This is a genomic window from Mycobacterium sp. UM_CSW, assembly GCF_000455205.1.
In the GTDB taxonomy this organism is placed as follows: domain Bacteria; phylum Actinomycetota; class Actinomycetes; order Mycobacteriales; family Mycobacteriaceae; genus Mycobacterium.
In genome coordinates this window covers 184,359-208,210 of sequence record NZ_AUWQ01000001.1, presented here as the reverse complement: position 1 = coordinate 208,210, position 23,852 = coordinate 184,359, and the positions used below count along the sequence as shown (strand labels likewise).

24 protein-coding genes and 2 pseudogenes are annotated in these 23,852 nt (G+C 69.1%); 11 read left to right on the top strand and 15 right to left on the bottom strand.

All coding sequences use genetic code 11. The annotated features are described in order from the left end of the window. Positions 1-76: 76 nt before the first annotated feature. The gene (locus tag N415_RS01055) at positions 77-472 is read left to right on the top strand and encodes a DUF2784 domain-containing protein (RefSeq protein ID WP_239645414.1); all 396 of its coding nucleotides are present in this window, start codon (positions 77-79) and stop codon (positions 470-472) included. A 52-nt stretch (positions 473-524) separates the two neighbouring features. Continuing rightward, complete coding sequence (locus N415_RS01050) at positions 525-1,067, top strand: MarR family transcriptional regulator (protein WP_068176074.1); 543 nt, start codon at positions 525-527, stop codon at positions 1,065-1,067. Here N415_RS01050 and N415_RS01045 read toward each other — a convergent pair. From N415_RS01045 to N415_RS01030, 4 genes are read right to left on the bottom strand one after another with little or no spacing between them, the layout of a single operon-like run. Continuing rightward, a complete protein-coding gene (locus N415_RS01045; protein ID WP_068176071.1) occupies positions 1,032-2,294 on the bottom strand; it encodes a glycosyltransferase in 1,263 nt (420 codons plus the stop codon). The genes N415_RS01050 and N415_RS01045 overlap by 36 nt on opposite strands. A gap of 10 nt (positions 2,295-2,304) precedes the next feature. Beyond that, complete coding sequence (gene fni / locus N415_RS01040; protein ID WP_193376376.1) at positions 2,305-3,330, bottom strand: type 2 isopentenyl-diphosphate Delta-isomerase; 1,026 nt, start codon at positions 3,328-3,330, stop codon at positions 2,305-2,307. A gap of 17 nt (positions 3,331-3,347) precedes the next feature. Then, positions 3,348-3,851, bottom strand: coding sequence for a TspO/MBR family protein (locus N415_RS01035; RefSeq protein WP_068176065.1), 504 nt, complete (start codon positions 3,849-3,851; stop codon positions 3,348-3,350). 2 nt (positions 3,852-3,853) lie between these two features. Next, positions 3,854-4,432 (bottom strand): heme-binding protein, encoded by a 579-nt coding sequence (locus N415_RS01030; RefSeq protein WP_068176061.1) that lies wholly within the window; start codon positions 4,430-4,432, stop codon positions 3,854-3,856. A gap of 202 nt (positions 4,433-4,634) precedes the next feature. On the opposite strand from N415_RS01030, the gene N415_RS01025 reads away from it, so the two are divergent. After that, positions 4,635-6,878, top strand: a complete 2,244-nt coding sequence (locus N415_RS01025; RefSeq protein ID WP_068176057.1) for an MMPL family transporter — start codon at positions 4,635-4,637, stop codon at positions 6,876-6,878. Here the strand turns inward: N415_RS01025 and N415_RS01020 are convergent. Continuing rightward, positions 6,829-7,302 carry a MarR family winged helix-turn-helix transcriptional regulator gene (locus tag N415_RS01020; RefSeq protein ID WP_068176054.1) on the bottom strand — a complete coding sequence of 158 codons (474 nt, stop codon included), beginning with the start codon at positions 7,300-7,302 and terminating at the stop codon, positions 6,829-6,831. The genes N415_RS01025 and N415_RS01020 overlap by 50 nt on opposite strands. 92 nt (positions 7,303-7,394) lie before the next feature. Here N415_RS01020 and N415_RS30390 point away from each other — a divergent pair. The 4 genes and pseudogenes from N415_RS30390 to N415_RS01005 form a co-directional block, all read left to right on the top strand. Further along, positions 7,395-7,544: pseudogene (locus tag N415_RS30390) on the top strand (MMPL family transporter); the annotation flags it as partial. After that, complete coding sequence (locus N415_RS01015; protein ID WP_068176051.1) at positions 7,541-8,020, top strand: TspO/MBR family protein; 480 nt, start codon at positions 7,541-7,543, stop codon at positions 8,018-8,020. The pseudogene N415_RS30390 and the gene N415_RS01015, both read left to right, overlap by 4 nt. Before the next feature lie 3 nt (positions 8,021-8,023). Continuing rightward, positions 8,024-9,355, top strand: coding sequence for a deoxyribodipyrimidine photo-lyase (locus tag N415_RS01010; protein WP_068176049.1), 1,332 nt, complete (start codon positions 8,024-8,026; stop codon positions 9,353-9,355). 83 nt (positions 9,356-9,438) lie between these two features. After that, entirely contained in the window at positions 9,439-9,981 is a 543-nt protein-coding gene (locus N415_RS01005) for a DUF4333 domain-containing protein (RefSeq protein WP_068176047.1), read from the top strand. Positions 9,982-9,987: 6 nt separating this feature from the next. Here the strand turns inward: N415_RS01005 and N415_RS01000 are convergent, their stop codons facing one another. Then, positions 9,988-10,725 (bottom strand): acyltransferase, encoded by a 738-nt coding sequence (locus N415_RS01000; RefSeq protein ID WP_068176044.1) that lies wholly within the window; start codon positions 10,723-10,725, stop codon positions 9,988-9,990. Between the two features lie 140 nt (positions 10,726-10,865). Here N415_RS01000 and N415_RS00995 point away from each other — a divergent pair, with 140 nt between their 5' ends. Together N415_RS00995 and N415_RS00990 are read left to right on the top strand one after the other, a co-directional pair. After that, a complete protein-coding gene (locus tag N415_RS00995) occupies positions 10,866-12,137 on the top strand; it encodes a PQQ-binding-like beta-propeller repeat protein (protein WP_161630262.1) in 1,272 nt (423 codons plus the stop codon). Then, a complete protein-coding gene (locus N415_RS00990; protein WP_068176040.1) occupies positions 12,134-12,472 on the top strand; it encodes a hypothetical protein in 339 nt (112 codons plus the stop codon). Before N415_RS00995 ends, N415_RS00990 begins: the two co-directional genes overlap by 4 nt. Before the next feature lie 83 nt (positions 12,473-12,555). Here N415_RS00990 and N415_RS00985 read toward each other — a convergent pair whose 3' ends face one another. The 8 genes and pseudogenes from N415_RS00985 to ctaD form a co-directional block, all read right to left on the bottom strand. Beyond that, positions 12,556-13,251 carry an esterase gene (locus N415_RS00985; protein ID WP_068176037.1) on the bottom strand — a complete coding sequence of 232 codons (696 nt, stop codon included), beginning with the start codon at positions 13,249-13,251 and terminating at the stop codon, positions 12,556-12,558. Between the two features lie 57 nt (positions 13,252-13,308). After that, a complete protein-coding gene (locus N415_RS00980) occupies positions 13,309-14,505 on the bottom strand; it encodes a class I SAM-dependent methyltransferase (protein ID WP_239645413.1) in 1,197 nt (398 codons plus the stop codon). A gap of 39 nt (positions 14,506-14,544) precedes the next feature. Then, entirely contained in the window at positions 14,545-15,528 is a 984-nt protein-coding gene (locus N415_RS00975) for a class I SAM-dependent methyltransferase (protein WP_068176033.1), read from the bottom strand. Between the two features lie 31 nt (positions 15,529-15,559). After that, positions 15,560-16,222, bottom strand: a pseudogene (locus N415_RS00970) (enoyl-CoA hydratase); the annotation flags it as partial. After that, on the bottom strand, positions 16,219-17,052 hold the full coding sequence (locus tag N415_RS00965) for an NUDIX hydrolase (RefSeq protein ID WP_068176031.1): 834 nt from the start codon (positions 17,050-17,052) through the stop codon (positions 16,219-16,221). The gene N415_RS00965 and the pseudogene N415_RS00970, both read right to left, overlap by 4 nt. Further along, positions 17,049-17,924: an ABC transporter ATP-binding protein gene (locus tag N415_RS00960; protein ID WP_068176028.1), complete on the bottom strand. Its 876-nt coding sequence runs from the start codon at positions 17,922-17,924 to the stop codon at positions 17,049-17,051. Before N415_RS00960 ends, N415_RS00965 begins: the two co-directional genes overlap by 4 nt. A 52-nt stretch (positions 17,925-17,976) precedes the next feature. After that, positions 17,977-19,212 carry a phosphoserine phosphatase SerB gene (serB, locus tag N415_RS00955; protein ID WP_068176024.1) on the bottom strand — a complete coding sequence of 412 codons (1,236 nt, stop codon included), beginning with the start codon at positions 19,210-19,212 and terminating at the stop codon, positions 17,977-17,979. 15 nt (positions 19,213-19,227) lie between these two features. After that, entirely contained in the window at positions 19,228-20,988 is a 1,761-nt protein-coding gene (gene ctaD / locus N415_RS00950; protein WP_068176206.1) for a cytochrome c oxidase subunit I, read from the bottom strand. A 142-nt stretch (positions 20,989-21,130) separates the two neighbouring features. Here ctaD and N415_RS00945 point away from each other — a divergent pair, with 142 nt between their 5' ends. Both N415_RS00945 and N415_RS00940 read left to right on the top strand, forming a co-directional pair. After that, complete coding sequence (locus N415_RS00945; RefSeq protein ID WP_068176020.1) at positions 21,131-22,222, top strand: iron-siderophore ABC transporter substrate-binding protein; 1,092 nt, start codon at positions 21,131-21,133, stop codon at positions 22,220-22,222. A gap of 78 nt (positions 22,223-22,300) precedes the next feature. Further along, positions 22,301-23,341, top strand: a complete 1,041-nt coding sequence (locus tag N415_RS00940; protein WP_068176017.1) for an NAD(P)-dependent alcohol dehydrogenase — start codon at positions 22,301-22,303, stop codon at positions 23,339-23,341. On the opposite strand, the gene N415_RS00935 is transcribed toward N415_RS00940, so the two are convergent. Next, a complete protein-coding gene (locus tag N415_RS00935) occupies positions 23,330-23,746 on the bottom strand; it encodes a DUF3349 domain-containing protein (protein WP_068176204.1) in 417 nt (138 codons plus the stop codon). The two genes, N415_RS00940 and N415_RS00935, sit on opposite strands and share 12 nt — an antisense overlap. Positions 23,747-23,852 lie beyond the last annotated feature (106 nt).

The window sequence follows — 23,852 nt, the reverse complement described above, 5'->3', positions numbered from 1 at the left end:
CTACCTCAGCACGGGCCGCCAGCGGAAGTCCGAACCGACGATGACGAAAGCGCATTTCGCCTGCTTTAAGTGCCTCGTGACGCTCAGCGTGGGCGCGCACTTCGCCTACCTCTGCTACGTGCCCTGCGGTGGTTTCCTCGCGCTGCGGTGGCCCCGCACCATCTGGCTGCACCTGGCGAGCGTGTGCTGGGGCGTGGCGGTCGTGACGCTGCCCGTGCCGTGTCCGCTGACTTCCCTGGAAGATTGGGCACGATTACGAGCCGGCATGACGCCACTGCCCAGCACCGGGTTCGTCGACCGTTACGTCGCGGGTGTGGTCTACCCGGCCGGCCGAACCGGTACCGTGCAGACCATCGCCTTCCTCGCCGCCGTGACGTCATGGATCGCCCTGGCGAAAAGGCGGCGGAACTCGAGAAGTGGTCATGCGACGGCTCGGGTAGGTTCTTTTCCGGCGCGCAGCACGTCGCGCTAGGTCCCCGACAGGGGCACGGATACGCTGGTGGTCTGATGAAGGATGCGGGTAGGTGAGCAAGCGCCGCGCGCAAGATCCGCCGCCCGGCCGGGCTGAGCTGGAAAGACAGTTGTCGGCCGACATGCGAGCGATCACGGCGCAATCGGATCGCATCGGCCGCCACTTCGCGCGCACGAACGAGGTCGGCAGCAGCGATTTTCACGCCCTCCTGCACATCATGGTCAGCGAGACCGCGGGAAAACCGTTGACCCTGGCCGAATTGCGGCAGCGCATGGACGTCTCCCCCGCGGCGATCACCTATCTCGTCGATCGGATGATCGAAGCGGGCCACATTCGGCGCGAGGCGGACCCTGAGGACCGACGAAAGTGGTTGCTGCGCTACGAGGAAAGCGGCATGACGCTGGCGCACGCTTTCTTCCGGCCGCTCGGTCTTCACCTCAGCAAGGCCATGGCGGACCTGAGCGACAAGGATTTGATCGCCGCTCATCGGGTTTTCACGGCGATGATCGGGGCGATGTCGACATTCGAGGATGAGCTTTCCGACCGGCCGGCCAGACCGTCAGCGGCCGCCCGGCGGCAAAAGGCCGCGCCGTAGCACCCCGTGCAGTAGCCGCTGTTCGATGAGGTCCGCACCACGGGCCACGCCGCCGGTCGCGGCGAAACCGGCGGCCACCCGGCGCGCGCCCGCCGCCATGGCCGTCGCCTCGCGCACGGCGAAGCGCAGGCGCGCCGCGGTCAGCCTCTTGGCCGGCAGTCGCGTCCCGCAGCGGGCCACCTGTACGCGGCGCGCCACTTCGGCCTGATCGCGGGCGAAGGGCACCGCGCAGACCGGGACACCCCGGCCCAGGGCCTTCACCGTGGTGCCCATCCCGCCGTGGGTGACGGCGCAGACCGCACGGTCGAGGACCGCGCCGTGGGGCGCAAAGCGGCACACCGTGGCGTTGGAGGTTTGCGGGAGCCCGTCGGGCACACCCGCGGGGAACGTCGCGACGACGTGGACCGGTTCAGCGGCCAACGCCTGCAAGGCGATTCGGCCCAGTTTGGCGTCGGCCTGTGCGATCGAGGAGGTGCTGACCAAAACGATGGGCCGGTCGATGCCGGTGATCCACTCCGGCGCGGCGGCGGGGGCGGGCTCGAACTCGCACGCACCGATGAAATGCACGTGGCCCCAATCGGGATGCGGATACTCGAACGGCTCGCCACCGACCGCCAGCATCAGCGGCGCGCGGCGCATCAGCCCATCCACCGACTTCACCCGCGGCAACCCGAGTTCCGCGCGGACGGCGTTGACCCGGGGCACGATCCGGCGGTCGAACAGGTGGCGCACGAATGGGCGCATGGACGCGTCTCGGACCATCCCGACCGGGCCGGGCAGCGGGCGCAGGCCAGGGCCGAACGGCGGCGCCGAGCGAGACCTCAGGTAGGGCGTGAACGGCGAAAACACCAGCCACGGAACGCTACTCGCCTCGGCCATCGCCATGGCTCCCCAGCAGTTCGCGTCGACCAACACCGCGTCGGGACGGACCCGCGCCAGCGCGCGACGAAGATCATCGACCTCGATCACCGCGCGTCGGCACAGCACCTCGATCGTCTCCTTGAGGACCCCTAACGCGTTGGGCGCCAGCCAATCCCGGCCCGCGATGGCCTCGATTCGCGAATCAACGGCCTCGGCGTCGATGCCGGCGGCGCGCAGGGCGGAAACCCCGCCGGCCAGGGTCAGCAGGTGAACTCGATGGCCCCGCCCGACCAACTCGGTCAACAGCGCCGCCATGGGGTACGCATGACCGAGCGCGGGCGATCCGTACGCCAGTATCACCGCCATGCCGTCGCCGCTACGAAAGAGGCGTCAGGCCAACGTCTCGCAGCGCCTTCACCTCCGCCGCGCCGCACCCGTGCAGGCAGATGCGGAACTCGTCGATGAATCGCTGCAGCCAGGCGGTCGCCGCGGCCGCCGACTCGATCGCCGCCGGCAACAGCGGCCGGGCGACGGCCACCACGTCGGCGCCCAGCGCCAGCGCCTTGGCCGCGTCCATGCCGGTCCGGATACCGCCCGAGGCGACCAGCGGGATCTCGGGCAGCGCCGCGCGCACCTCCCCAATCGCCTGCGCGGTGGGTATGCCCCAGTCCGCCAGGTCGGGGTAGCGCACTTCGCCGTACCGGACCAATTGCTCGACGCGCGACCACGAGGTGCCGCCGGCGCCGGCCACATCGATGGCCGCCACCGGCAGCTCCCCGGACGAGCGCAGCAGCTGGCCGATCGCGGCGCCGCCAATCCCGTGACCGACCTCCTTCAACAGCACCGGGTAGCCCAGCATGCCGGCCACGTCGTGCAACCGGTCCAGCGATCCGGCGAAGTCCGTGTCGCCATCGCGCTGGATGGCCTCCTGCAGCGGATTGGTATGCACCGCAAGCGCATTCGCCCCCACCCGGTCGAGAGCTCGAACGATGTCCGGCACCGCGTCCTTGGTGAACTGGGAAAGGCCGATGTTGCCCAGCAACAGCACGTCCGGCGCCATGTCGCGCACGGTGAAGCTGGAGGCGGCCTGCTCCCCCAGCGCGCTGTCCAGCATCACCCGCTGCGAGCCCAGCATCATTCCGATGCCGAGCCGTTGCGCGGCCGTGGCCAGGTTGCGGTTGATGGTGCCAGACAGCTTCGCCCCGCCGGTCATGGCGCCGATCAGAATCGGGGCCCGCAACCGCGCGCCGAGAAATTCGGTGCGCAGGTCGATGTCGGCAAGGTTGGTCTGGGTCAGGGCGTTGTAGGGCAGGGCGTAGCGTTCCAGGCCGGTCGTCAGGCCGTGATAGCCGACGTCGCCGTCGAGGCACACGTCGATGTGGCGGCGCTTGCGGGTGGCCATCTCGCCGCGGTCGGCCGTCACGGCGCGTCGATCCTGCGGCGGCGATTCAGCAGCCAGATGTGGGCGGACAGGGCGAAGGCGAACGCGCACCAGGCGGGATACGCCGACAGCCACACCGCGCGCCGCCCGCGCACGGCGATGGCGCGCCGGGTCAGGTCGGCGCTGCTCGCGGTCAGCGCGGCGTTCACCGCGACCGCAGCCCCGAGGTGGCGTCGATTGAAGAACACCCATGACCAGCCGGCATTCAGCAGGAGGTTGATCACCAGAGCACCGAGGTAGGAGCGGGCCGCCGGCGCGTTCCCGCCGTCGCGCAGCCGGTCGAGGGTGACCGCGGACACCGCCGCGATGTCGGCGTACAACGCCGGCCAGATGACGGGAAACACCGACCGCGGCGGCTGATAGGTGGGTTTGCGCAGTTGGCGGTACCACACCGACTGGGCCGCCGGGCGGGTCGCGAGGCCGCCCACCGTTGACGTCGCGATCACCGCCGCGGCGGAGGCAAGAAGTGTCGATGGGCGCATGGTCAGGCCGTCGGCTCCACCGGGACGGCAATCTCGTTGCGGCGCAGCGCCGGAACGGTCCAGGGCGGATCGTAGAACCAGGCGGTCGGCGTGTCGACGGCGGCGAATCCGGTCTCGCGCAGCGCGGTCAGCAATCTGGCGGTGTGCGCAGCGACGGCACGCCGGCTGCGGCTGCCCGTGAAGCGGTGCACCGCAACCGTCTCCGGCGGCACGGTCGCCAGCCTGACTTCTCCGTCGTCAGGCTGGGGCAGTGAGTCCAGCGTCTTTTCGGCAGGCATGAAAAATCGGATCACCCAACGGCGCTCGCCCGCCGCCTCCTGGGCCACCGGGGCGGTCATGGCGATCTTCTCGTGGACGCGGTTGCCACCGAATATGTAACCGGCGAGTCGGCGAAACCCGGCATAGCGGGCGGCCTCTTCGTCCGCGACGACGGTCGTCTCCGCGGCGATCCGGGCACCGTAGTGCCGGAGCTCGACATCCCGGGTCAGCGGCTCCGCGGTGTAGTCCGGCTCCTCGGTGCGGTGGCGGTAGCCGACCACCGACCCCGCCGCATCGATCACCCCGCCGATCATGGCTCCCATCGACCCGAACACACTGCTCACCTCGTTCCTTGCTTATCGGGTGGTACCCAGGCCCACGCCGGTCAATCCGCCATTTCCCGGCCGCCAGCCTAGTGCAACTTCCGAATTTATTTAAGTACTTGAATGGTTAAGAATCTTAACGTAATCTCGAGTAGGGAGCGCCGGCCCACGCCATTCAGCGCGGATCACCATGAGGCGGTAGATGCTAACGCGAATCGCCCGACTCGCCGTCACCGCGCCAAGACGGATCATCGGCATCACCGTCGTATTCGTGATTGCCGCAGCGGTTTTCGGCATACCGGCCGCATCCAGGCTGTCCGCCGGAGGATTTCTCGATCCGGCATCCGAATCGGCCCGCGCCGCCGCGACGCTGGCCGAGAAGTTCGACCAGGGCGGCATGGATTTGGTTCTGCTGGTGAGTTCGTCGGACGGCGCCAGAGACGGGGCCGCACAGGCCGTCGGCACCGACATTGTCCAGCAGCTTTCCCAATCGCCTTTCGTCGCACAGGTGACCTCACCCTGGGCCGCGCAGGCCAATCCGGGCTTGTTCAGCGCCGACGGAAAGACCGCGATGATCCTGGCGGCACTCAAGGGCGACGAAAACAGTGCACCCGACCACGCCCGGACGCTGGCGGAGCGTTTCACGCGCGACCATCAGGGCGTCACGGTGCGAGCGGGAGGGTCGGCGCTGGTTTATCAACAAGTCAACCAGCAGACCGAAAAAGACCTGCTGCGGATGGAAATGATCGCGATACCGCTGAGCTTCGTCGCGCTGGTGTGGGTCTTCGGCGGAATACTCGCGGCGGCACTGCCCGTGGCGGTGGGCGGAGTCGCGATCTTGGGTTCGCTCGCCATGCTGCGCGCGATCGCCCTGGTCACCAACGTGTCGATCTTCGCTCTCAACGTGACGGCGGCGTTGGGATTCGCCCTGGCCGTCGACTACACGTTGCTGATCATCAGCCGGTACCGGGACGAGCTGGCGCAGGGGGTAGGCCACGACGAGGCGCTGGTGAAGACCGTGACGACCGCCGGCCGCACCGTCCTGTTCTCGGCGATCACGGTGGCCCTGGCATTGGCCGCAACCGCGCTGTTCCCGATGTACTTCCTCAAGTCGTTCGCCTACGCCGGCACCGCGGTGGTCGCGTTTGCCGCCTTGGCGGCGACGGTCCTGGCGCCGGCGACGATCGCGTTGCTCGGTGACCGTCTGGACGCGCTCAACATGTGGACGCTGGGCCGCCGGCTCCTCCGGCGCCCCGCACCCCCGGCGCGGACCTTGGAACACAGCTCCTGGTATCGGATTGCCAAAGCGGTGATGCGGCAGGCAATCCCGGTCGGTCTGGCGATCAGCGCCGTCCTGCTCGCCCTCGGCGCACCGTTCCTGGGCGTCAGGTGGGGCTATCCGGACGATCGGGTACTGCCGACGTCCTCGTCGGCGCGGGCCGTGAGCGACCGAATCCGCAGCGACTTTCGCACCGGTAATGAGATCAAGGTTGTCCTGCCCGACGCAGCCGGCCTCACCACCAGCGACCTGGACGACTACACCATGCGGTTGTCCCTCGTTGCCGATGTCGCGGCGGTATCCGCGCCGACCGGCACCTTCGTCGCCGGGAAGCCGAGCGGCCCGCCGTCGGCCCCGACCGGAATGGCAACCGGCAGCGCCTATCTGACCATTGACAGCGCCGCGCCCCTTTACACCGAGGCGTCCGAGGCGCAATTGGACCGGCTGCACGCGATCGAACCGCCGCGAAACCAACCGGCGCGGTTCACCGGGATGGCCCAAACGAATCGTGATTGCGTGCGCGGCATTACGAGTCGCTTGCCGTTGGTGTTCGGATTCATTGCCGTCGTGACGCTGGTGCTGCTCTTCCTCCTCACCGGCAGCGTGCTGCTGCCGATCAAGGCGGTACTGCTCAACATGGTCTCGCTGACGGCCGCGTTCGGCGCCCTGGTGTGGATCTTTCAAGACGGGCACCTGGGCGCGGCCGGCACCACGCCGACCGGCACGCTGGCGGCGAACGTCCCGGTGCTGATGTTCTGCATCGCGTTCGGGCTGTCGATGGACTACGAAGTCTTCCTGCTTTCCCGGATCCGCGAGTACTGGCTGGACTCGCCCCGAACGCGCGCGGACAACGACGAAAGCATCGCGCTGGGGCTGGCGCGCACCGGCCGGGTGATCACCGCCGCGGCGTTGCTGATGTCGATCTCGTTCGCGGCCCTGACTTCCGCCGGGGTGTCCTTCATGCGCATGTTCGGACTGGGCCTGACCATCGCGGTCCTGGTCGACGCGACGCTGGTGCGGATGCTGCTGGTGCCGGCCTTCATGCACGTGCTCGGCGGCCGGAACTGGTGGGCGCCCGACTGGCTGGCGCGATGGCACCGTCGAACGTTCAGTGAGGTCAACTCAATTCGCTCTGAAAGTGGCGCATCGCGGCAATCAGCGCAGTGAAAACCCGGTGGGCCGCGGCCAAATCCTCGTCGGGCAGGTCGTTGAGCGCGGTTCGGGTGTGCAGTCCCAGTGGGGTGAAGAACGAGCGGGCGGTGTCCAGCCCGGGATCCGAGTAGCGCAGGATGACCTTTCGGCGGTCCTCGGCGTGGGTGTCGCGGCGGATGTGCCCGGAATTAATCATCCGCTCCACCAGGTAGGTGATCGCCGCTGCCGACAGGCCCATCTTCTGACGTAACTCGCCCGAGGTCAGCGGGGCTCCCGCCGTTTCGGCCACCAGAATATGCAGCAAGGCGCGAAAGTCGCTGGGGCCCAACTGGTGCGCCGCGGCGAAGACGCGACCCATCTGGTCGGATTCGGCGGTCAGGGCACGCGCGTCGGCCGCGATCAGCGCCTCGAGCCGAACACGGTCGGTGGTGGCTTCCATCAGAATCGCAGCATACCGCGCCAAACCAAGATTGTTAACTTGATTAATGGTTAAATCACTGAAATACTTGTAGCGTGAGTTGGGACGATCCGCTGACGCAGCTGGGCATCATCGTCGGCCTCGGCATCCTGCTCGACGCCTTCGTCGTGCGCACCCTGGTCATCCCCGCGCTGTTCACCCTCATCGGCGACCGCATCTGGTGGCCCACCGATCCCACCCAATCGAAAGGAAGCAGAGCGTGAAACCGTCGATCGTGGCCGCGACCACCCTCGCCGTCGCCGTTGCCGCCGGCACCGGAAGCGTCGCCAGCCCAAGCCGCGTGCCCGCCTGGTATTCCCGGCTTCGCAAGCCGCCCTATCAGCCGCCCGGCGTCGCCTTCCCCGTCGTCTGGACCGCGCTCTACACCGATATCGCGGCGACGTCCGCGGTGGTCATCGACCGGTTGCGCGCGTCCGGGCGGCACGACGAGGCGCGCCGCTACGCCGCGGCGCTCGGGCTGAACCTGTCGCTGAACGCCGGATGGAGCTGGCTGTTCTTCCGCTATCACAAGCTCGGCGCCTCCGCGCTCGGCGCCGCGGCGCTGGCAGTCAGCAGCGCCGACCTCGCGCGCCGGGCCGCGCAGGCGGACGGAAAGGCCGGCGCCGCCCTGGCCCCCTACCCGTTGTGGTGCGCCTTCGCCACCGCCCTGTCCACCCACATCTGGCGGCTCAACCGCTGAATCATGCCGACGCTGTTATGGTTTCGCCGCGACCTGCGGTTGCGCGATCACCCCGCACTGGCCGCCGCCGCCCAAAGCGGCGAGGAAGTGCTCGCCTGCTTCGTCCTCGATCCGAGGCTGGAGGCCTCGTCGGGGCGGCGCCGGCTGCAATTCCTGGGTGACTCGCTGCGCCGCCTGCGCGACGACCTCGACGGTCGGCTACTAATGACCCGCGGACGGCCCGAGACGTGGATCCCGCGCATTGCCAAGGAGATCGGCGCGTCGTCGGTGCACATCTCGGAGGATTTCGCGCCCTATGGAAGGCGCCGCGACCAACGTGTCGGCGCCGCACTGGATTCCGTGCCGTTGGTGGCGACGGGCTCGCCGTACCTGGTTTCACCCGGGCGCGTCACAAAGCAGGACGGCTCCCCCTATCAGGTGTTCACCCCGTTTCTGCGCCAGTGGCGCGACGTCGGCTGGCGGGCGCCGGCGAAATCGGGCGCCGCCTCCGCGCGCTGGCTCGATCCGGGGCGGCTGGGGATCGAGCAGTGCCAGATCCCCGACCCCGGCGCCGCGCTCGACGTGGCAGCGGGCGAGGCATCGGCACGCCGGCTCTGGAAGTCGTTCTTGGACAACGGATTACAGCGCTACGGGCAGGACCGCGACCGGCCGGACCGGGCGGGCACCAGCCGGATGTCGGCGTACCTGAAATTCGGCTGCATCCATCCCCGCACCATGGTCGCCGACCTCGACCTGCGTGATGCCGGCGCGCAAGCCTTCCTGCGGGAGTTGGCATTTCGCGACTTCTACGCCGACGTGCTGCATCACCGGCCGGCCAGCGCGTGGCACAACTGGAACGGCCGGTTCAACGACATCCCCACCGACACTGGGCCCGACGCCAAGCGCCGCTTCGAGGCCTGGAAGGCCGGCCAAACCGGGTTTCCCTTCGTCGACGCCGGGATGCGTCAGCTTCGCGAGACCGGCTTCATGCACAACCGGGTGCGGATGATCACCGCGTCGTTTCTGGTCAAGGACCTTCACCTGCCGTGGCAGTGGGGCGCCGAATGGTTCCTGGATCAGCTCGTCGACGGCGACATGGCCAACAACCAGCACGGCTGGCAGTGGTGCGCCGGATCGGGCACCGACGCGGCGCCGTACTTCCGGGTCTTCAACCCGACCACGCAGGGCGAGAAGTTCGATCCGTCCGGCGACTACATCCGGCGCTGGGTTCCAGAATTGCGCGGAGTCGACGACCCGCACCTGAGGAAAGGCGAACGGCCGCAGGGATACCCGGCACCGATCGTCGACCACGGAGCCGAACGCGCCGAAGCGTTGCGCCGCTATCACAGCATCTGAGCGATTCCTTGGACCCGAAGCTGGTTGGCATGCAATTATCAGCCGACTCACAGTTGTCGTCGATTTCGCCCACGGGAGGCGCCATGGCTCGCTCGATCGTTCGGACGTTGTTGGTGGCGGGCGCGGCCGTCGGGCTCATGGCCAGTGCCGGCGCCTGTTCGTGTTCGGTGTCTTCGAAGCACGCGGTGAGCAAGGGCGACGTCGCCAACCAGATCACCGCCAAGCTGACCGACGCCGCCGGCAACAAGCCCGAATCGGTCGACTGCCCGAACGACCTGCCGGCCTCGGTCGGCGCGCAGCTGAACTGCACGATGAAGGTCAAAGACCAGACCTTCAATGTCAACGTCACCGTGACCAGCGTCAACGGCAACGACGTCAAGTTCGACATGGTCGAGACGGTCGACAAGAACCAGGTCGCGAAAATCCTCAGCAACAAGCTGACCCAGCAAGTCGGCCGCAAGCCCGACTCCGTGACGTGCCCGGACAACCTGAAGGGCGTCGAGGGCGCGACGCTGCGCTGCGAGCTCACCGACGGCACGCAGAAGTACGGCATTGCCGTCACCGTCACCGGCGTCGACGCGGGCGACGTCAGCTTCGACTACAAGGTCGACGATCATCCCGAATAAAGCGGGCTAACGCGCCGCCTTCTTGCGTTCGATATCGGCCAGCGCGGCCGCCAGTTCGGCGCGCTGCGCGGCCGAGCTCTCCCAGGACAGCTGGCGGTTCTTGACCACCTTGGCCGGTGCGCCGACCGCGATCGAGTAATCGGGGATGACGCCGCGCACCACCGCGTGCGACCCCAGCACACAGCCGCGCCCGATGGAGGTGCCGCGCAGCACGGTGACCTTGACCCCGACCCAGGTGTCCGGCCCGATCCGGACCGGGGACTTGACGATGCCCTGATCCTTGATCGGCAGGTTGATGTCGTCCATCCGGTGATCGAAATCGCAGACATAGCACCAGTCGGCCATCAACACTGAATCGCCGAGCTCGATATCGAGGTAGGTGTTGATGACGTTGTCGCGGCCGAGCACCACCTTGTCGCCGAACCGCAGCGAGCCCTCGTGCGCGCGGATGGTGTTCTTGTCGCCGATGTGCACCCAGCGGCCGATCTCCATCTCCGACAGTTCCGGTGTCGCGTGGATCTCCACGCCCTTGCCCAAAAACACCATCCCGCGGGTGATGATGTGCGGGTTGGCCAGCTTGAATTTCAGCAGCCGCCAGTAGCGCACCAGGTACCACGGGGTGTAGGCCCGGTTGGCCAGCACCCACTTCAGCGAGGCCAGCGTGAGGAACTTGGCCTGGCGGGGGTCGCGCAGGTTCGATCCACGCCAGCGGCGGTGAAGCGGAGCATTCCACATGCTCGTCATGGCCGGAAAGCCTATCGGAGCCGTCAGGGGTTACCCTCACCTGTACTCGCTCGCTGCCCCCGCAACGTAGAAGGACTTGGAAACCCGAGGTGCTTGCCCGACATCTCCTGCGTGGGCTTCGGCGTGGCTCGTGCGCCGCCTTGGCGGCCGGGCTCGCGGTCGGGCTCGGCGGCTGCGGCAACACCGACTCGTGGGTGGACGCCTCGCCAGCGCAGGGCTGGCCGGCGCAATACGGCGACGCCGCCAACAGCAGCTACACCGCGACCGGCGGCGCGACCAAGCTGTCGCTGCAGTGGACGCGGTCGGTCAAGGGCAGCCTCGGGTCGGGCGCGGCGCTGAGCGCGCGCAGCTATCTCGCGCTGAACGCGCAGACCCCGGCCGGCTGTTCGCTGATGGAGTGGGAGGCCAATGACAACGGCCGCCAACGCTGGTGTGTGCGGCTGGTGCAGGGCGGCGGCTTCGCCGGCCCGCTGTTCGACGGCTTCGACAACCTGTACGTCGGCCAGCCGGGCACCTTCTTCTCGTTTCCGGTGACCCAGTGGACGCGGTGGCGCCAGCCTGTGATCGGGATGCCCACCACCCCAAGGTTTCTGGGCCACGGCCAGCTGCTCGTCACCACGCACCTGGGCCAGGTGCTGGTTTTCGACTCGCACCGCGGCGAGGTGGTCGGCAGCCCACTCGATCTGGTGGAGGGCGTCGACCCCACCGACGCGACCCGCGGGTTGGCCGATTGCGCGCCCGCCCGGCCGGGCTGCCCGGTCGCCGCGGCGCCGGCCTACTCACCGGTCAACGGGACCGCGGTGCTGGGCGTCTGGCAGCCCGGCGCCCCGGCCGCCGGGCTGGTCGGGCTGAGGTACCACCCGGGCCAGACGCCGCTCCTCACCCGGGACTGGACCAGCGACGCCGTCGGCGCCGGTGTCATCGCCAGCCCGGTGCTGTCCGCCGACGGCTCGACCGTCTACGTAAACGGCCGCGACCAACGGCTGTGGGCCCTGCACGCGGCCGACGGGAAACCGAAATGGTCTGCGCCACTTGGCTTTCTGGCGCAGACGCCGCCCGCGGTCACCCCGCAGGGGCTGATCGTGTCGGGCGGCGGCCCCGACACGCGGCTGGCGGCGTTCAAGGACGCCGGGGATCACGCCGACCCGGCGTGGCGCCGCGACGACGCGACGCCGCTGTCGTCGTCGAGCCTGGCCGGCGGCGGCGCCGGATATGTGGTCGTCGGCGGTCCACCCGCGGACGGCGCACCCGGGATGTCGGTGCTGGTGTTCGATCCGGGCAACGGGCACACGCTGGGCAGCTATCCGCTTCCGGCGGCCAGCGGGTATCCCGTCGGCGTGTCGGTGGGCAACGATCGCCGGGTGGTGGCCGCCACCAGCGACGGTCAGGTCTATGGATTCGGGCCGGCATGAGCGCGCGCAGCCGCCCCGCCGACGTCGTCGCGACCGTCGTCCTGCTCATCGTCCACGGATTCCTACTGGCGGCGACTTATGTGCTGCTGGGCCTGTTCGTAATGGGCACCGACCCGTGCGGCGCCGTCAAGTGCGGCGACCCCGCCTGGATCGACCGCGCCATGATGCTGGGGGTCTGGGGTGGCGCCGCCGTCCTGGTCGCCGACGTCGCCGTCGCGGTGGCCCTGCTCCTCCGGCGCCGAACGGCCTTTTTCGTCCCGATCGTCGGTTGTGTGGCGCAGGTCGGGCTGGCGATCGGCGCCGCGGCGATCGAGACGCTGGCCGGGCCCGTCTGAGCCGGCTACGCGTCTGAATGTGAATTCGCGGCTTTGCTTTGTGCGGCTGGGGCGGAGCTCGTCGGCGTGTTGCCGCCCAGGACTCACACGGCGAGCGGCGGGATGGCGCTGCGCGGCACCTGCGCCTGGGTGGGGCCGCCGAACGACGGCAGCATCTCGCCGGGGGCGAAGTAGAAGATCAGCTGGTCGTCGGTGATCGCGAAGTTCTGGTAGTGCGACGGGTCAAGCCCGGTCGACGGCAATATCACTGCGCCCAGCGGGTTTTGCCGGTTCAGGTCGCGCTGGACGATGGGAAAGATGCTGTCCAGCGGCGTCGTGCCCGGGGCGAACAGGTTGTCGAACGTGATCGGCTGTTTGGTCCCTAGGTTGTAGTTGAACGCCTTGTACCAGGTGGTCGGCCGGGAACCGCCCAGGTCCTGGAAGAACTTCAGCACGACGCTGCGGGTGTTGTGCGGCGGCTGTCCGGCGGTGTGTTGCTCGGTGGTGGCCTCCATTTGGTATGGCTGGTCGCGCGTGCCGGACCCCTGCGCGACGTTGACGAACCCGTCGCGGTTCTGCGTGATGTAGTCGACCAGCGCCTGCTCGTCGGGGTAGTCGGCGGGGAACGTCATGTTCAGCATGTAGGTGGGGCCGGTGGCGTGCACCTGACACATCTGGCCGGCCTCCACGGTGCCGCCCAGGCTGGCGCACGACGCCGGTTCTCCGCCCGCCGGCCAGCCCGCCGGGACCATAAAAGCCACCGCGGCAGCCAGCACCGCGGCCGCTATCAGGTAACGCATCGTGAATTGTCCTCGCGGATTTAGGGCGGGGCGCCTACCAGGTGTGACGCAGCCAGCCTACCGGGACGCCCGGCAGACGAAGGCCGTCGCACGGCCGGCGGCCCCGGCGCCGATGCGCGTGATGATTACCGATAGCGGCCGGTCTCCGCGCGGACGCAGCCGGCGCCGCAGCGCGTCGGGGTCGACGCGCACCCCGCGGACCAGGATCTCGAGCGGCCCGCAGCCCAGCGCCGCCAGGGCCTGCCGCAGCCGGCGCTCGTCGAACGCCAGCTGCTCGAGCACCTCGAAACCCCGGACCCCCGGCGGCAGCCGATCCCCGGACAGGTACGCGATGTCGGGGTCGAGTTGCCACAGCCCGTGCCGGGCGGCGTAGTGGCGCACCAGACCGGCCCGCACGACGGCTCCGTCGGGGTCGACGATCCACCGCCCGGGCGGGCCCACCGGGCAGTCGTCCGGTTCGGCGTCGGTCAGCTGTTCCCCGCGATCGAGGACGCTCGCCCGCCGGCGCACCCCCGCCCGCGACAGCCCGGCCGACCACAGGCACGCTTCCCGCACCGACCCCTGATACGACGTCACCTCGATTTCGCCTACGAAACCGAGACGGCTCAGTTCGTCGAAATCTATTCCGGGGGCGCACTTTACGACGAGGTCGCGGTCGGCGTAGGTGTCCAGCACCCGGCCCAGGGCGGGTGCGTAGTCGTCGACGCGCATCTGCCGCCGTCCCCCGAGGCGGCGCGCCGGGTCGACCAGCACCACCGCGTCGCGGGTCACCGGGTGCAGCGCGTCGGCGCGGCACAGGGCGGTCGCCGCGCCCAGGTTGTGCCGCGCCATCGCGAGGCGCACCGCGTCGGTGTCGCTGCCCACCGCGCGCACGCCCGCGGCGCGCAGCGCGGCCAGCTCGGTGCCGATCGAACAGGTCGCGTCGTGCACCGTCACGCCCGCCTGGGCCAGCCGCGACGCCCGGTGCAACGCCACCGGCGCGGCGGTGGCCTGCTGCAGCGCTTCGTCGGTGAACAGCCAGCCGGAGACCTCCAGCTGCCCGAGTTTGTCCAAGGCGCGCCGGCGCAGCAGCGTCGTCTCGACCAGCACCGGCGCCCGGTCGCCGAAGCGGGTGCGCACGGCCGCGATGTCCGCGACCCGCGTCGCGTCGGTCAGCTCGAATTCGGCGACGGCGGCCAGCGCCGCGGCACCCGGTTCCGAGCGCAGGTAGCTGACGTCGTCGGTGCTGATTCTGATCGCCCGACTCCTCCTCACGCCGCTGCGCGGCCTGCATCGTCGCCGGGCGGCGCCCACTCAGGAGGGTTTGACCCCGGTGACCATCACGTTGTAGAACCAGCCCTTCGGCACCACGTGCCGCCACACGTTGGCGTCCACCCAGCTCAGCGTCTTCCACCCGTTGAAGGCGAATTTCGCCCAGCCCCAGCCCAGCCGCCCCGGCGGGACCGCGCACTCGAACGTGCGAAGCGGCCAGCCCAGCATCGCGGCGGTGAACTCGACGGTGGCGGTCCGGACGTCGACGGCGCCGGCGCCCTCCGCCATCCGCTCCAGGTCTTCCGGCGCGAACGTGTGCAGGTCGACGAGCGCCTCCAGCGCCGCCGCGCGCGACGACTCGTCCAGCTCGGTCTGCGGGCGCCGCCAGCCGCCCAGGCCGGGCAACCGGGTGACGTTGGTGACGACCCGCCAGGTCAGCGTCGAGAGGGCACGGGCGTAGACCTCGCCGGCATTGCTCGGCTCACCGGCGAAGACGAACCGGCCGCCGGGACGCAGCACCCGGACCACCTCGCGCAGCGAGAGCTCGACGTCGGGGATGTGGTGCAGCACCGCGTGGCCGACGACCAGGTCGAAGGTGTTGTCCTCGTACGGGATGCCCTCGGCGTCGGCGACGCGGCCGTCGATGTCCAGGCCCAGCGATTTGCCGTTGCGGGTCGCTACCTTGACCATGCCGGGCGACAGGTCGGTGACCGACCCGCGCCGCGCCACCCCGGACTGGATCAGGTTGAGCAGGAAAAAGCCTGTCCCGCAACCTAATTCGAGCGCCCGATCGTAGGGCAGCTCCCTGAGCACCTGGTCCGGCACGGTGGCGTCGAAGCAGTCCCGGGCGTACTCGACGCACCGCTGGTCATAGGAGATCGACCATTTCTCGTCGTAGTTCTCCGCTTCCCAGTCGTGGTAGAGAACCTGGGCCAGCTTGCTGTCATGCCGCGCCGCCTCCACCTGCTCGGCGGTGGCATGCGGGTTGGGAACGGCGTCGCCTGAGATCCCGGTACTCGTCGTCATGCAGGGCAGCCTAATCGGCGTCGGGTAACCGATCGAAAACGGCGTTGATTCTGGCCTTGGCCACAGCGATCGCCTGCGCCGGCCCGTCGAGGAAGCGGCGCGCCCACGCCGCCGCGGCGTCGTAGACGTCGTCGGGGGCCACCATCTCGTCGATCAGGCCCAGCGCCAGGGCCTCCTCGGCGTCGAAGAAGCGACCGCTGAACACCAGCTCCTTGGCGCGGCTCGCGCCGGTGACGCGGGCCAGCCGGGTCATCGCCCCGCCGCCGGGGACCAGGCCGGCCAGGATCTCGGTGGCGCCGAACTTGACGTTGTCGCCGCTGACCCGCCAGTCGGCGACCAGGGCCAGGGCCAGGCCGGCGCCCAGCGCGTAGCCGGTGATCGCGGCCACGGTCGGCTTGGGGATCGCCGCGACGGCGTCCAGGGCTTCCTGCCGCACCCGGGCCGCGGTCTCGGCCTCGGCCGCGGTCAGCGTTTGCAGCTCGGGCTCGTCGTCGCCGGCGGAGAAGATTTCGTGGCCGCCGAACAGGATCACGACGGCGACGTCGTCGCGGCGCCCCAGCTCCTCGGCCGCGGACACGATCTCGCGGTAGACCTGCCGCGTCATCGCGTTGGTGGGCGGCCGCGACAGCAGCAACATCGCCAGGCCGGCGTCGCGCGACCCGTCGCTGACCACGACGCTGACGAATTCCCTCAATGCCGCCACCCCATGCCGCCCGCCTCGCGGGCCTGGTGGTAGCGGTCGGAGTCGAAGAACTCGAAAATCCAGTTGTCGCCCTGGATTTCGAGGTGCGGCTGCACCGTGACGATCTGGCGCTCGACGGCCAGCACGTCGGCGACCGTGCGGCCGGCCAGCGAGTCCAACTGCGTCCAGGTCGGCGGCAGCAGAAAGCACCGGCCGTGGGCGAAGTCGTCGATGGCGGCCTGCGGCGTCGTCCAGCCCGCGCGGTCGGACTCGGTGTTGCGCCCGTCGGCCCGCTGCCCCTCCGGCAGCGCCCCCACAAAGAAGTAGGTGTCGTAGCGGCGGGTGCGCTCGGCCTCCGGGGTCACCCAGTTGGCCCACGGCCGCAGCAGGTCCGATCGCAGTTCCAGGTTCTCGCGGCGCAGGAAGTCGGCGAAGGACAGCGTGCCGTCGGCCAGCGCGCGGCGCGCCTCGCCGTACACCGAGGCGTCGCCCACGATCCCGTCCGGGTCTCCGGCCGGCCCCGCAAACAGCACCCCCGATTCCTCGAACGTCTCCCGCGCGGCGGCGCAGACCAGCGCCTCGGCCAGGTCGGGTTCGATGCCGAACCGCTGCGCCCACCACTGCGGCGACGGCCCCGCCCACGCGATATCGGCGTTGCGGTCGCGGTCGTCGACGCCGCCGCCGGGGAACACCATCGTCCCCGCGGCGAACTCCATCTTGGCGTGCCGGCGCATCAGGAAGACCTCTAACCCGGTTTCTGAGCCCTTCGGGTCATCGCGGACCAGCATCACGGTTGCCGCCGGTCGCGGGACCAGCGGTGGCGGATCCTGCGGTGTACTCATAGCTGCCTCCGGTGGGCCGCGCGGGTGCGGACTCGCCGAGCGAAATAGCGCCCGTCGACGACGTCCAGGGCGATCGACTGGCCGAACGCCGCGGACAGGTTCTCGGCGGTCAGCACGTCGGACAGCAGACCCGCCGCGACCACCCGGGCCTCCGACAGCAGCATGCAGTGGCTGAAGCCGGGCGGCACCTCCTCGACGTGGTGGGTGACCAGCACCAGCGCGGGCGCATCGGGGTCGGCGGCCAGATCGGCCAGCCGGGCCACCAGCTCCTCCCGGCCGCCCAGGTCCAGGCCGGCGGCGGGCTCGTCGAGCAGCAGCAGTTCCGGGTCGGTCATTAAGGCGCGTGCGATCAGCACCCGCTTGCGCTCCCCCTCCGACAGCGTGCCGTAGGTGCGCTCCGCGAGGTGCTCGGCGCCAAGGCTTTCCAGCATGTCGATCGCCCGGCGGTAGTCGACGTCCTCGTAGCGCTCGCGCCAACGACCCAGCACCGCGTAGCCCGCCGAGACGACGAGGTCGCGCACGACTTCGTCGGTGGGGATCCGCTGCGCCAACGCCGACGAGCTCAGCCCGATCCGCGACCGCAGCTCCGACACGTCGACCCGGCCCAGCCGCTCGCCGAGCACGAACGCCACACCCGACGACGGGTGCTCGCTCGCGGCGGCGATGCGCAGCAACGACGTCTTGCCGGCGCCGTTGGGCCCGATGATCACCCAGCGTTCGTCGAGTTCCACGGCCCAATCCAGCGGTCCGACCAGGGTACGTCCATCGCGCTGCAGCGAGACGTTCCTGAAGTCGATCAGCAGATCCGGGTCCGCCGCCTCGTTAGCTTGGTCGGTTCCACCCTCGGATTCTCTCGAATCCTCGGGCTTCACCTCCGATTTCCGTTTTCGGGCACCCGCTCATCGTGCCGTACCGCGGTCACCACTAATCCGGCGGGATCTCCACGCGGCGCACCTGGCCGTCGACCGCGTCGGCGGCCTCGATCTCGCTGCGCGTCACGCCGAGCAGAAACAGCACCGTGTCCAGGTAGGGGTGGCTCAACGACGCGTCGGCGACCTCGCGCAGCGCGGGTTTGGCGTTGAACGCCACCCCCAGCCCGGCCGCGGCAAGCATGTCGATGTCGTTGGCGCCGTCACCGACCGCGACGGTCTGCTCCATCGGCACCCCGGCCTGCTGCGCGAATTCCCGCAGGGCCTGCGCCTTGCCGGCCCGATCGATGATCGGTCCGGTGACCCGCCCGGTGAGCGTTCCGTCGACGATCTCCAGCTCGTTGGCGGCGACGTAGTCCAGCGCCAGCTCCTCCGCCAGTGGCTCGATGATCCGCCGGAACCCGCCGGAGACCACCCCGCAGCGAAAACCCAAGCGCCGCAGCGTGCGCAGCGTCGTGCGGGCGCCGGGCATCAGCTCCAACTGGGCGGCGACCTCGTCGATCACCGTGGCGGGCAGGCCTTTCAGGGTCGCCACCCGCTGCTCGAGCGACTGCGCGAAGTCGAGCTCGCCGCGCATGGCGGCCTCGGTGATCGTGGCGACCGCGCCCTGTGCGCCCGCCCGCGCGGCCAGCATCTCGATGACCTCACCCTGAACCAGCGTCGAGTCGACGTCGAACACGATGAGCCGCTTGGCGCGCCGCTCCAGGCTGTAGCCCTCGACGGCGATGTCGACGCGCTCGTCGCCGGCGACGCGCGACAGCGTGTTGCGCAGCGGCCCGTCGGCGCCGGGCGGCACCGACACCCGCAACTCCAGGCCGGTCACCGGGTAGTCGGACACACCGCGAATGAGGTCGATGTTGACGCCCAGCGCCGCCGCCTCCCGCGCCACCGCGCCGAACGCCCGGGCCGTGATCGGACGGCCGAGCACGAAGATGGTGTGGGTCGACGGATCCCGGATGATCGGGACGTCGTCGCTGGGTTCGATGCTGACGTCGAGACCCTTTGCGCGAATGGCGGATTCGACGTCATCGCGCAGCCCCGGGCCGTCGGCGACCTCGGGCGGACAACACAACAGGACCCCGAGCGTCAGGCGCCCGCGGATCACCACCTGTTCGACGTTGAGCAACTCCACCCCGTGCCGCGACAGCACCTCGAACAGCGCCGACGTCACGCCTGGCTGATCCACGCCGGTGACGGTGATCAGTACCGACACCTTGAGTGGTGAGTTCACTCCCGGCAGCCGCCGCTACTGGTCGGCGGTCGAGCGATCGGGTTCGGTCCGCGGACCGAAGCCCTTCGGCGACTCGAGCGCCGTCGCGTGGCGGCCGACGTGCGCCTCGGCGCGCAGCCGCTCCACCATGTGCGGATAGTGCAGCTCGAATGCCGGGCGCTCCGAACGGATTCGGGGCAGCTCGGTGAAGTTGTGCCGCGGCGGCGGGCAGCTCGTCGCCCACTCCAGCGAGTTGCCGTAACCCCACGGGTCGTCGACGGTCACGACCTCGCCGTAGCGCCAGCTCTTGAACACGTTCCACACGAACGGGAACATCGACGCGCCCAAAATGAAGGCGCCGATCGTCGAGATCACGTTGAGCGTGGTGAAGCCGTCGGTGGGCAGGTAGTCGGCGTAGCGGCGCGGCATGCCCTGATCGCCCAGCCAGTGCTGGACCAGGAACGTGGTGTGGAAGCCGATGAACGTCAGCCAGAAGTGCAGCTTGCCCAGCCGCTCGTCCAGCAGCCGGCCGGTCATCTTGGGGAACCAGAAGTAGATGCCGGCGAAGGTGGAGAACACGATGGTGCCGAACAGCACGTAGTGGAAGTGCGCGACCACGAAATAGCTGTCGCTGACGTGGAAGTCCAGCGGCGGGCTGGCCAGCAGCACGCCGGTCAGGCCGCCCAGCAGGAACGTGACCATGAAGCCCATCGAGAACAGCATCGGCGTCTCAAAGGTCAACTGGCCCTTCCACATCGTGCCGATCCAGTTGAAGAACTTGATCCCGGTGGGCACCGCGATCAGATACGTCATGAACGAAAAGAACGGCAGCAGAACGGCTCCGGTGGCGAACATGTGGTGCGCCCACACCGCGACCGACAGCGCCGCGATCGACAGCGTCGCGTACACCAGCGTGGTGTATCCGAAGATCGGCTTGCGGGAGAACACCGGGATGATCTCGCTGACGATGCCGAAGAACGGCAGCGCGATGATGTACACCTCGGGGTGGCCGAAGAACCAGAACAGGTGCTGCCACAAAAGGACTCCGCCGTTGGCCGGGTCGTAGACGTGCGCGCCCAGGTGGCGGTCAGCGGCCAGACCGAACAGCGCCGCCGTCAGCAGCGGGAAGGCGATCAGCACCAGGATCGACGTCACCAGGATGTTCCAGGTCATGATCGGCATCCGGAACATCGTCATCCCCGGCGCGCGCATGCAGACCACCGTGGTGATCATGTTGACCGCGCCCAGGATGGTGCCCAGACCGGCGACCGCGAGGCCCATGATCCACAGGTCACCGCCGGCGCCGGGCGAATGGATCGCGTCGGACAGCGGGGTGTAGGCGGTCCAGCCGAAGTCCGCCGCCCCGCCCGGCGTGATGAACCCGGCGGTCGCGATCAGGGCGCCGAACAGGAACAGCCAGAACGAAAACGCGTTCAGCCGCGGGAAGGCGACGTCCGGCGCGCCGATCTGCAGCGGCAGCACCAGGTTGGCGAAGCCGAACACGATCGGGGTCGCATAGAACAGCAGCATGATCGTGCCGTGCATGGTGAACAGCTGGTTGAACTGCTCGTTCGAGAAGAACTGCAGGCCCGGGGACGCCAACTCGCTGCGCATCAACAGCGCCAGGAACCCGCCCAGGAAGAAGAAGATGAAGCAGGCGACGCAGTACATGATGCCGATCATCTTGTGATCGGTGGTGGTGATCAGCTTGTAGACGAGGTTCCCTTTGGGACCCGTCCGGGCCGGGAACGGACGGACGGCCTCGAGTTCTCCCAACGGGGGGGCTTCGGCTGTCAACAGCTCCTCCAAACATCCGTATCGGACAGGGCCCGAACCGAGTATTGCTCCGAATCTTAGCCTTCCGACAACTCGCCGTCAGGGGCAGTCCTACAAACTGTCGTAAATGGCTGCGAAGTCGCCGGATGTTAGCGTCGGACCCGTGCTGGGAAGGCGATCGACCGTGGCCGCAGCGGTTCTGGCCGTGGCCGTCCTGGCCTGCGGCGCATGCGGTGCCGGCGGCTCGGGCAGCAACGCATCGACCCGGTCCTTGATCACGCCCACCACCCAGATCGCGGGCGCCGGTGTGCTGGGAAACGACCGCAAGCCCGACGAGTCGTGCCCGCGCGACGCCGCCGCGGCCGATCCCGGGCCGCCCACCCGCCAGGCCCGCAACGCCGCCGGCGTCACCCCCGACACGGTCGCCGTCCCCGCGGAGCCGCAGCGCATCGTGGTGCTCTCCGGTGACCAGCTCGACGCCCTGTGCGCGCTCGGCCTGCAATCGCGGGTGGTCGCCGCCGCGCTCCCGGACGGGTCGTCCGGCCAGCCGTCGTACCTCGGCGGTGCGGTGCACGGCCTGCCGGGCGTCGGTACCCGCACCAATCCCGACCTGGGCGGCATCGCCGCCGCCCACCCCGACCTGATCCTGGGATCGCAGGGCCTGACCCCAAAGCTCTACCCGCAGCTCGCCGCCATCGCCCCGACCGTGTTCACCGCGGCGCCCGGCGCGGCTTGGGAGGCCAACCTGCGCGGCGTCGGCGCCGCCACCGCGCGCACCGGCGCCGTCGACGCCCTGATCGCCGGGTTCACGCAGCGGGCCACCCAGATCGGCACGGCGCACGACGCGTCCCACTTCCAGGCGTCGATCGTGCAGCTGACCACCACCGCCATCCGGGTGTACGGGGCCAACAACTTTCCGGCCAGCGTGCTCGGGGCCGTCGGGGTGGACCGGCCGGCCGCCCAGCGGTTCACCGACAAGCCCTACATCGAGATCGGCGCCACCGACGCCGACCTCGCCAAAAACCCGGATCTCGCCGCCGCGGACGCCGACGTGGTCTATGTGTCATGCGCCACCCCGGCCGCCGCGGATCGCGCCGCCGCCGTCCTGGATAGCAACCCCTGGCGCAAGCTGTCCGCCAACCACGACAACCGGGTCTACGTCGTTAACGACGAGGTATGGCAGACCGGCGAGGGCCTGATCGCGGCCCGCGGCATCGTCGACGACCTGCGCCTGCTCAACGCCCCGATCAACTAGCCCGCCCGCCAATTGGCCCGAGAACTTTACCTTAGCTAAACTTCTGTAGGACGCATCGAAACTCGAAGAGGGATATTCATGAGCACTGTTTCGGCGTACGCCGCCACCTCGGCGACCGCACCGCTGACCAAGACCACCATCGAGCGCCGCGAGCCCGGCCCGCACGACGTCGCCATCGACATCAAGTTTGCCGGGATCTGCCACTCGGACATCCACACCGCCAAAGGCGAATGGGGCGTGCCGAATTACCCCGTGGTCGTCGGCCACGAGATCGCCGGCGTGGTGACCGACGTGGGCGCCGAGGTCACGAAGTACAAGGTGGGCGACCACGTCGGCGTGGGCTGCATGGTGAACTCCTGCGGCCAGTGCAGCAGCTGCAAGGCCGGGCTCGAGCAGTACTGCAAGCCGGGCGCGACCTTCACCTATAACTCCATCGACAAGGACGGCACGCCGACGCAGGGCGGCTATAGCCAGGCGATCGTCGTCGACGAGAACTTCGTCCTGCGCATCCCCGACTCGCTGCCGCTGGACAAGGCCGCGCCGCTGCTGTGCGCCGGCATCACGCTGTTCTCGCCGCTGCGGCACTGGAAGGCCGGCAAGGACACCCGCCTGGCGATCATCGGCCTCGGCGGCCTGGGGCACATGGGCGTCAAGCTGGGCGCCGCGATGGGCGCCGAGGTGAGTGTGCTGTCCCAGTCGCTGAAGAAGATGGAGGACGGCCTTCGTCTGGGCGCCAGCCACTACTACGCGACGGCCGATCCCGACACCTTCCGCAACCTGCGCGGCAGCTTCGACCTGATCCTGAACACGGTGTCGGCGAACCTGCCGCTCGACGACTACGTGAACTTGCTCGACGTCGACGGCACGCTGGTCGAGCTCGGCATCCCCGAACACCCGATGCAGGTGCACGCTTTCCCATTGGCGCTGGCGCGGCGCAGCCTGTCCGGTTCCAACATCGGCGGGATCGCCGAGACGCAGGAGATGCTGGACTTCTGCGCCGAGCACGACGTGACGCCCGAGATCGAGGTGATCGAGGCGGCCTACGTCAACGAGGCCTACGAGCGGGTGCTCGCCAGCGACGTGCGCTACCGCTTCGTCATCGACATCTCAACCCTGTGATGCGGCCTCTTCTCGCCGGCAGGCGACCTCCTCGGCGGCCTCCCCGTGCTCGTCGCCGGGGCAAACTTCGCTGACGTCGATTCCGGCCAGCGGCCAGCCTGCGGCGGCCAACGTGGCCGCCACCCGGATGATGTTCTCCCGGCCGGGGTCGTGGTGGGTGGTCTTGGTGATGAACTCGGAGATCTCGTCCTTGCTGATGGGCCCGTCGCCTTCGGCGCGGTGCTTGGCGATGACGTTTTCCACCACTTCCTCCAGCTGATCCTGGGTCAGCGGTGTGCTCCTGAGCAGGGCGAACAGGGCCACCTGGTCCGGCCCGGGAACGCCCTGCGGGTACCCGACGTCCAGCCAACGGATCACTGACTTGAGAAACTTGGCGTGCTTGTGGTTCGCGTGGGTTGAAGTCACCCAATAAGTCTCACGTTGGCGCGCTTCGGGGGCGTCGCAGCCGACCCACAATTCATGCGCCGTTCACGACGCGAACATCTTGCCCTTTCACTCCACTTTTTATGGG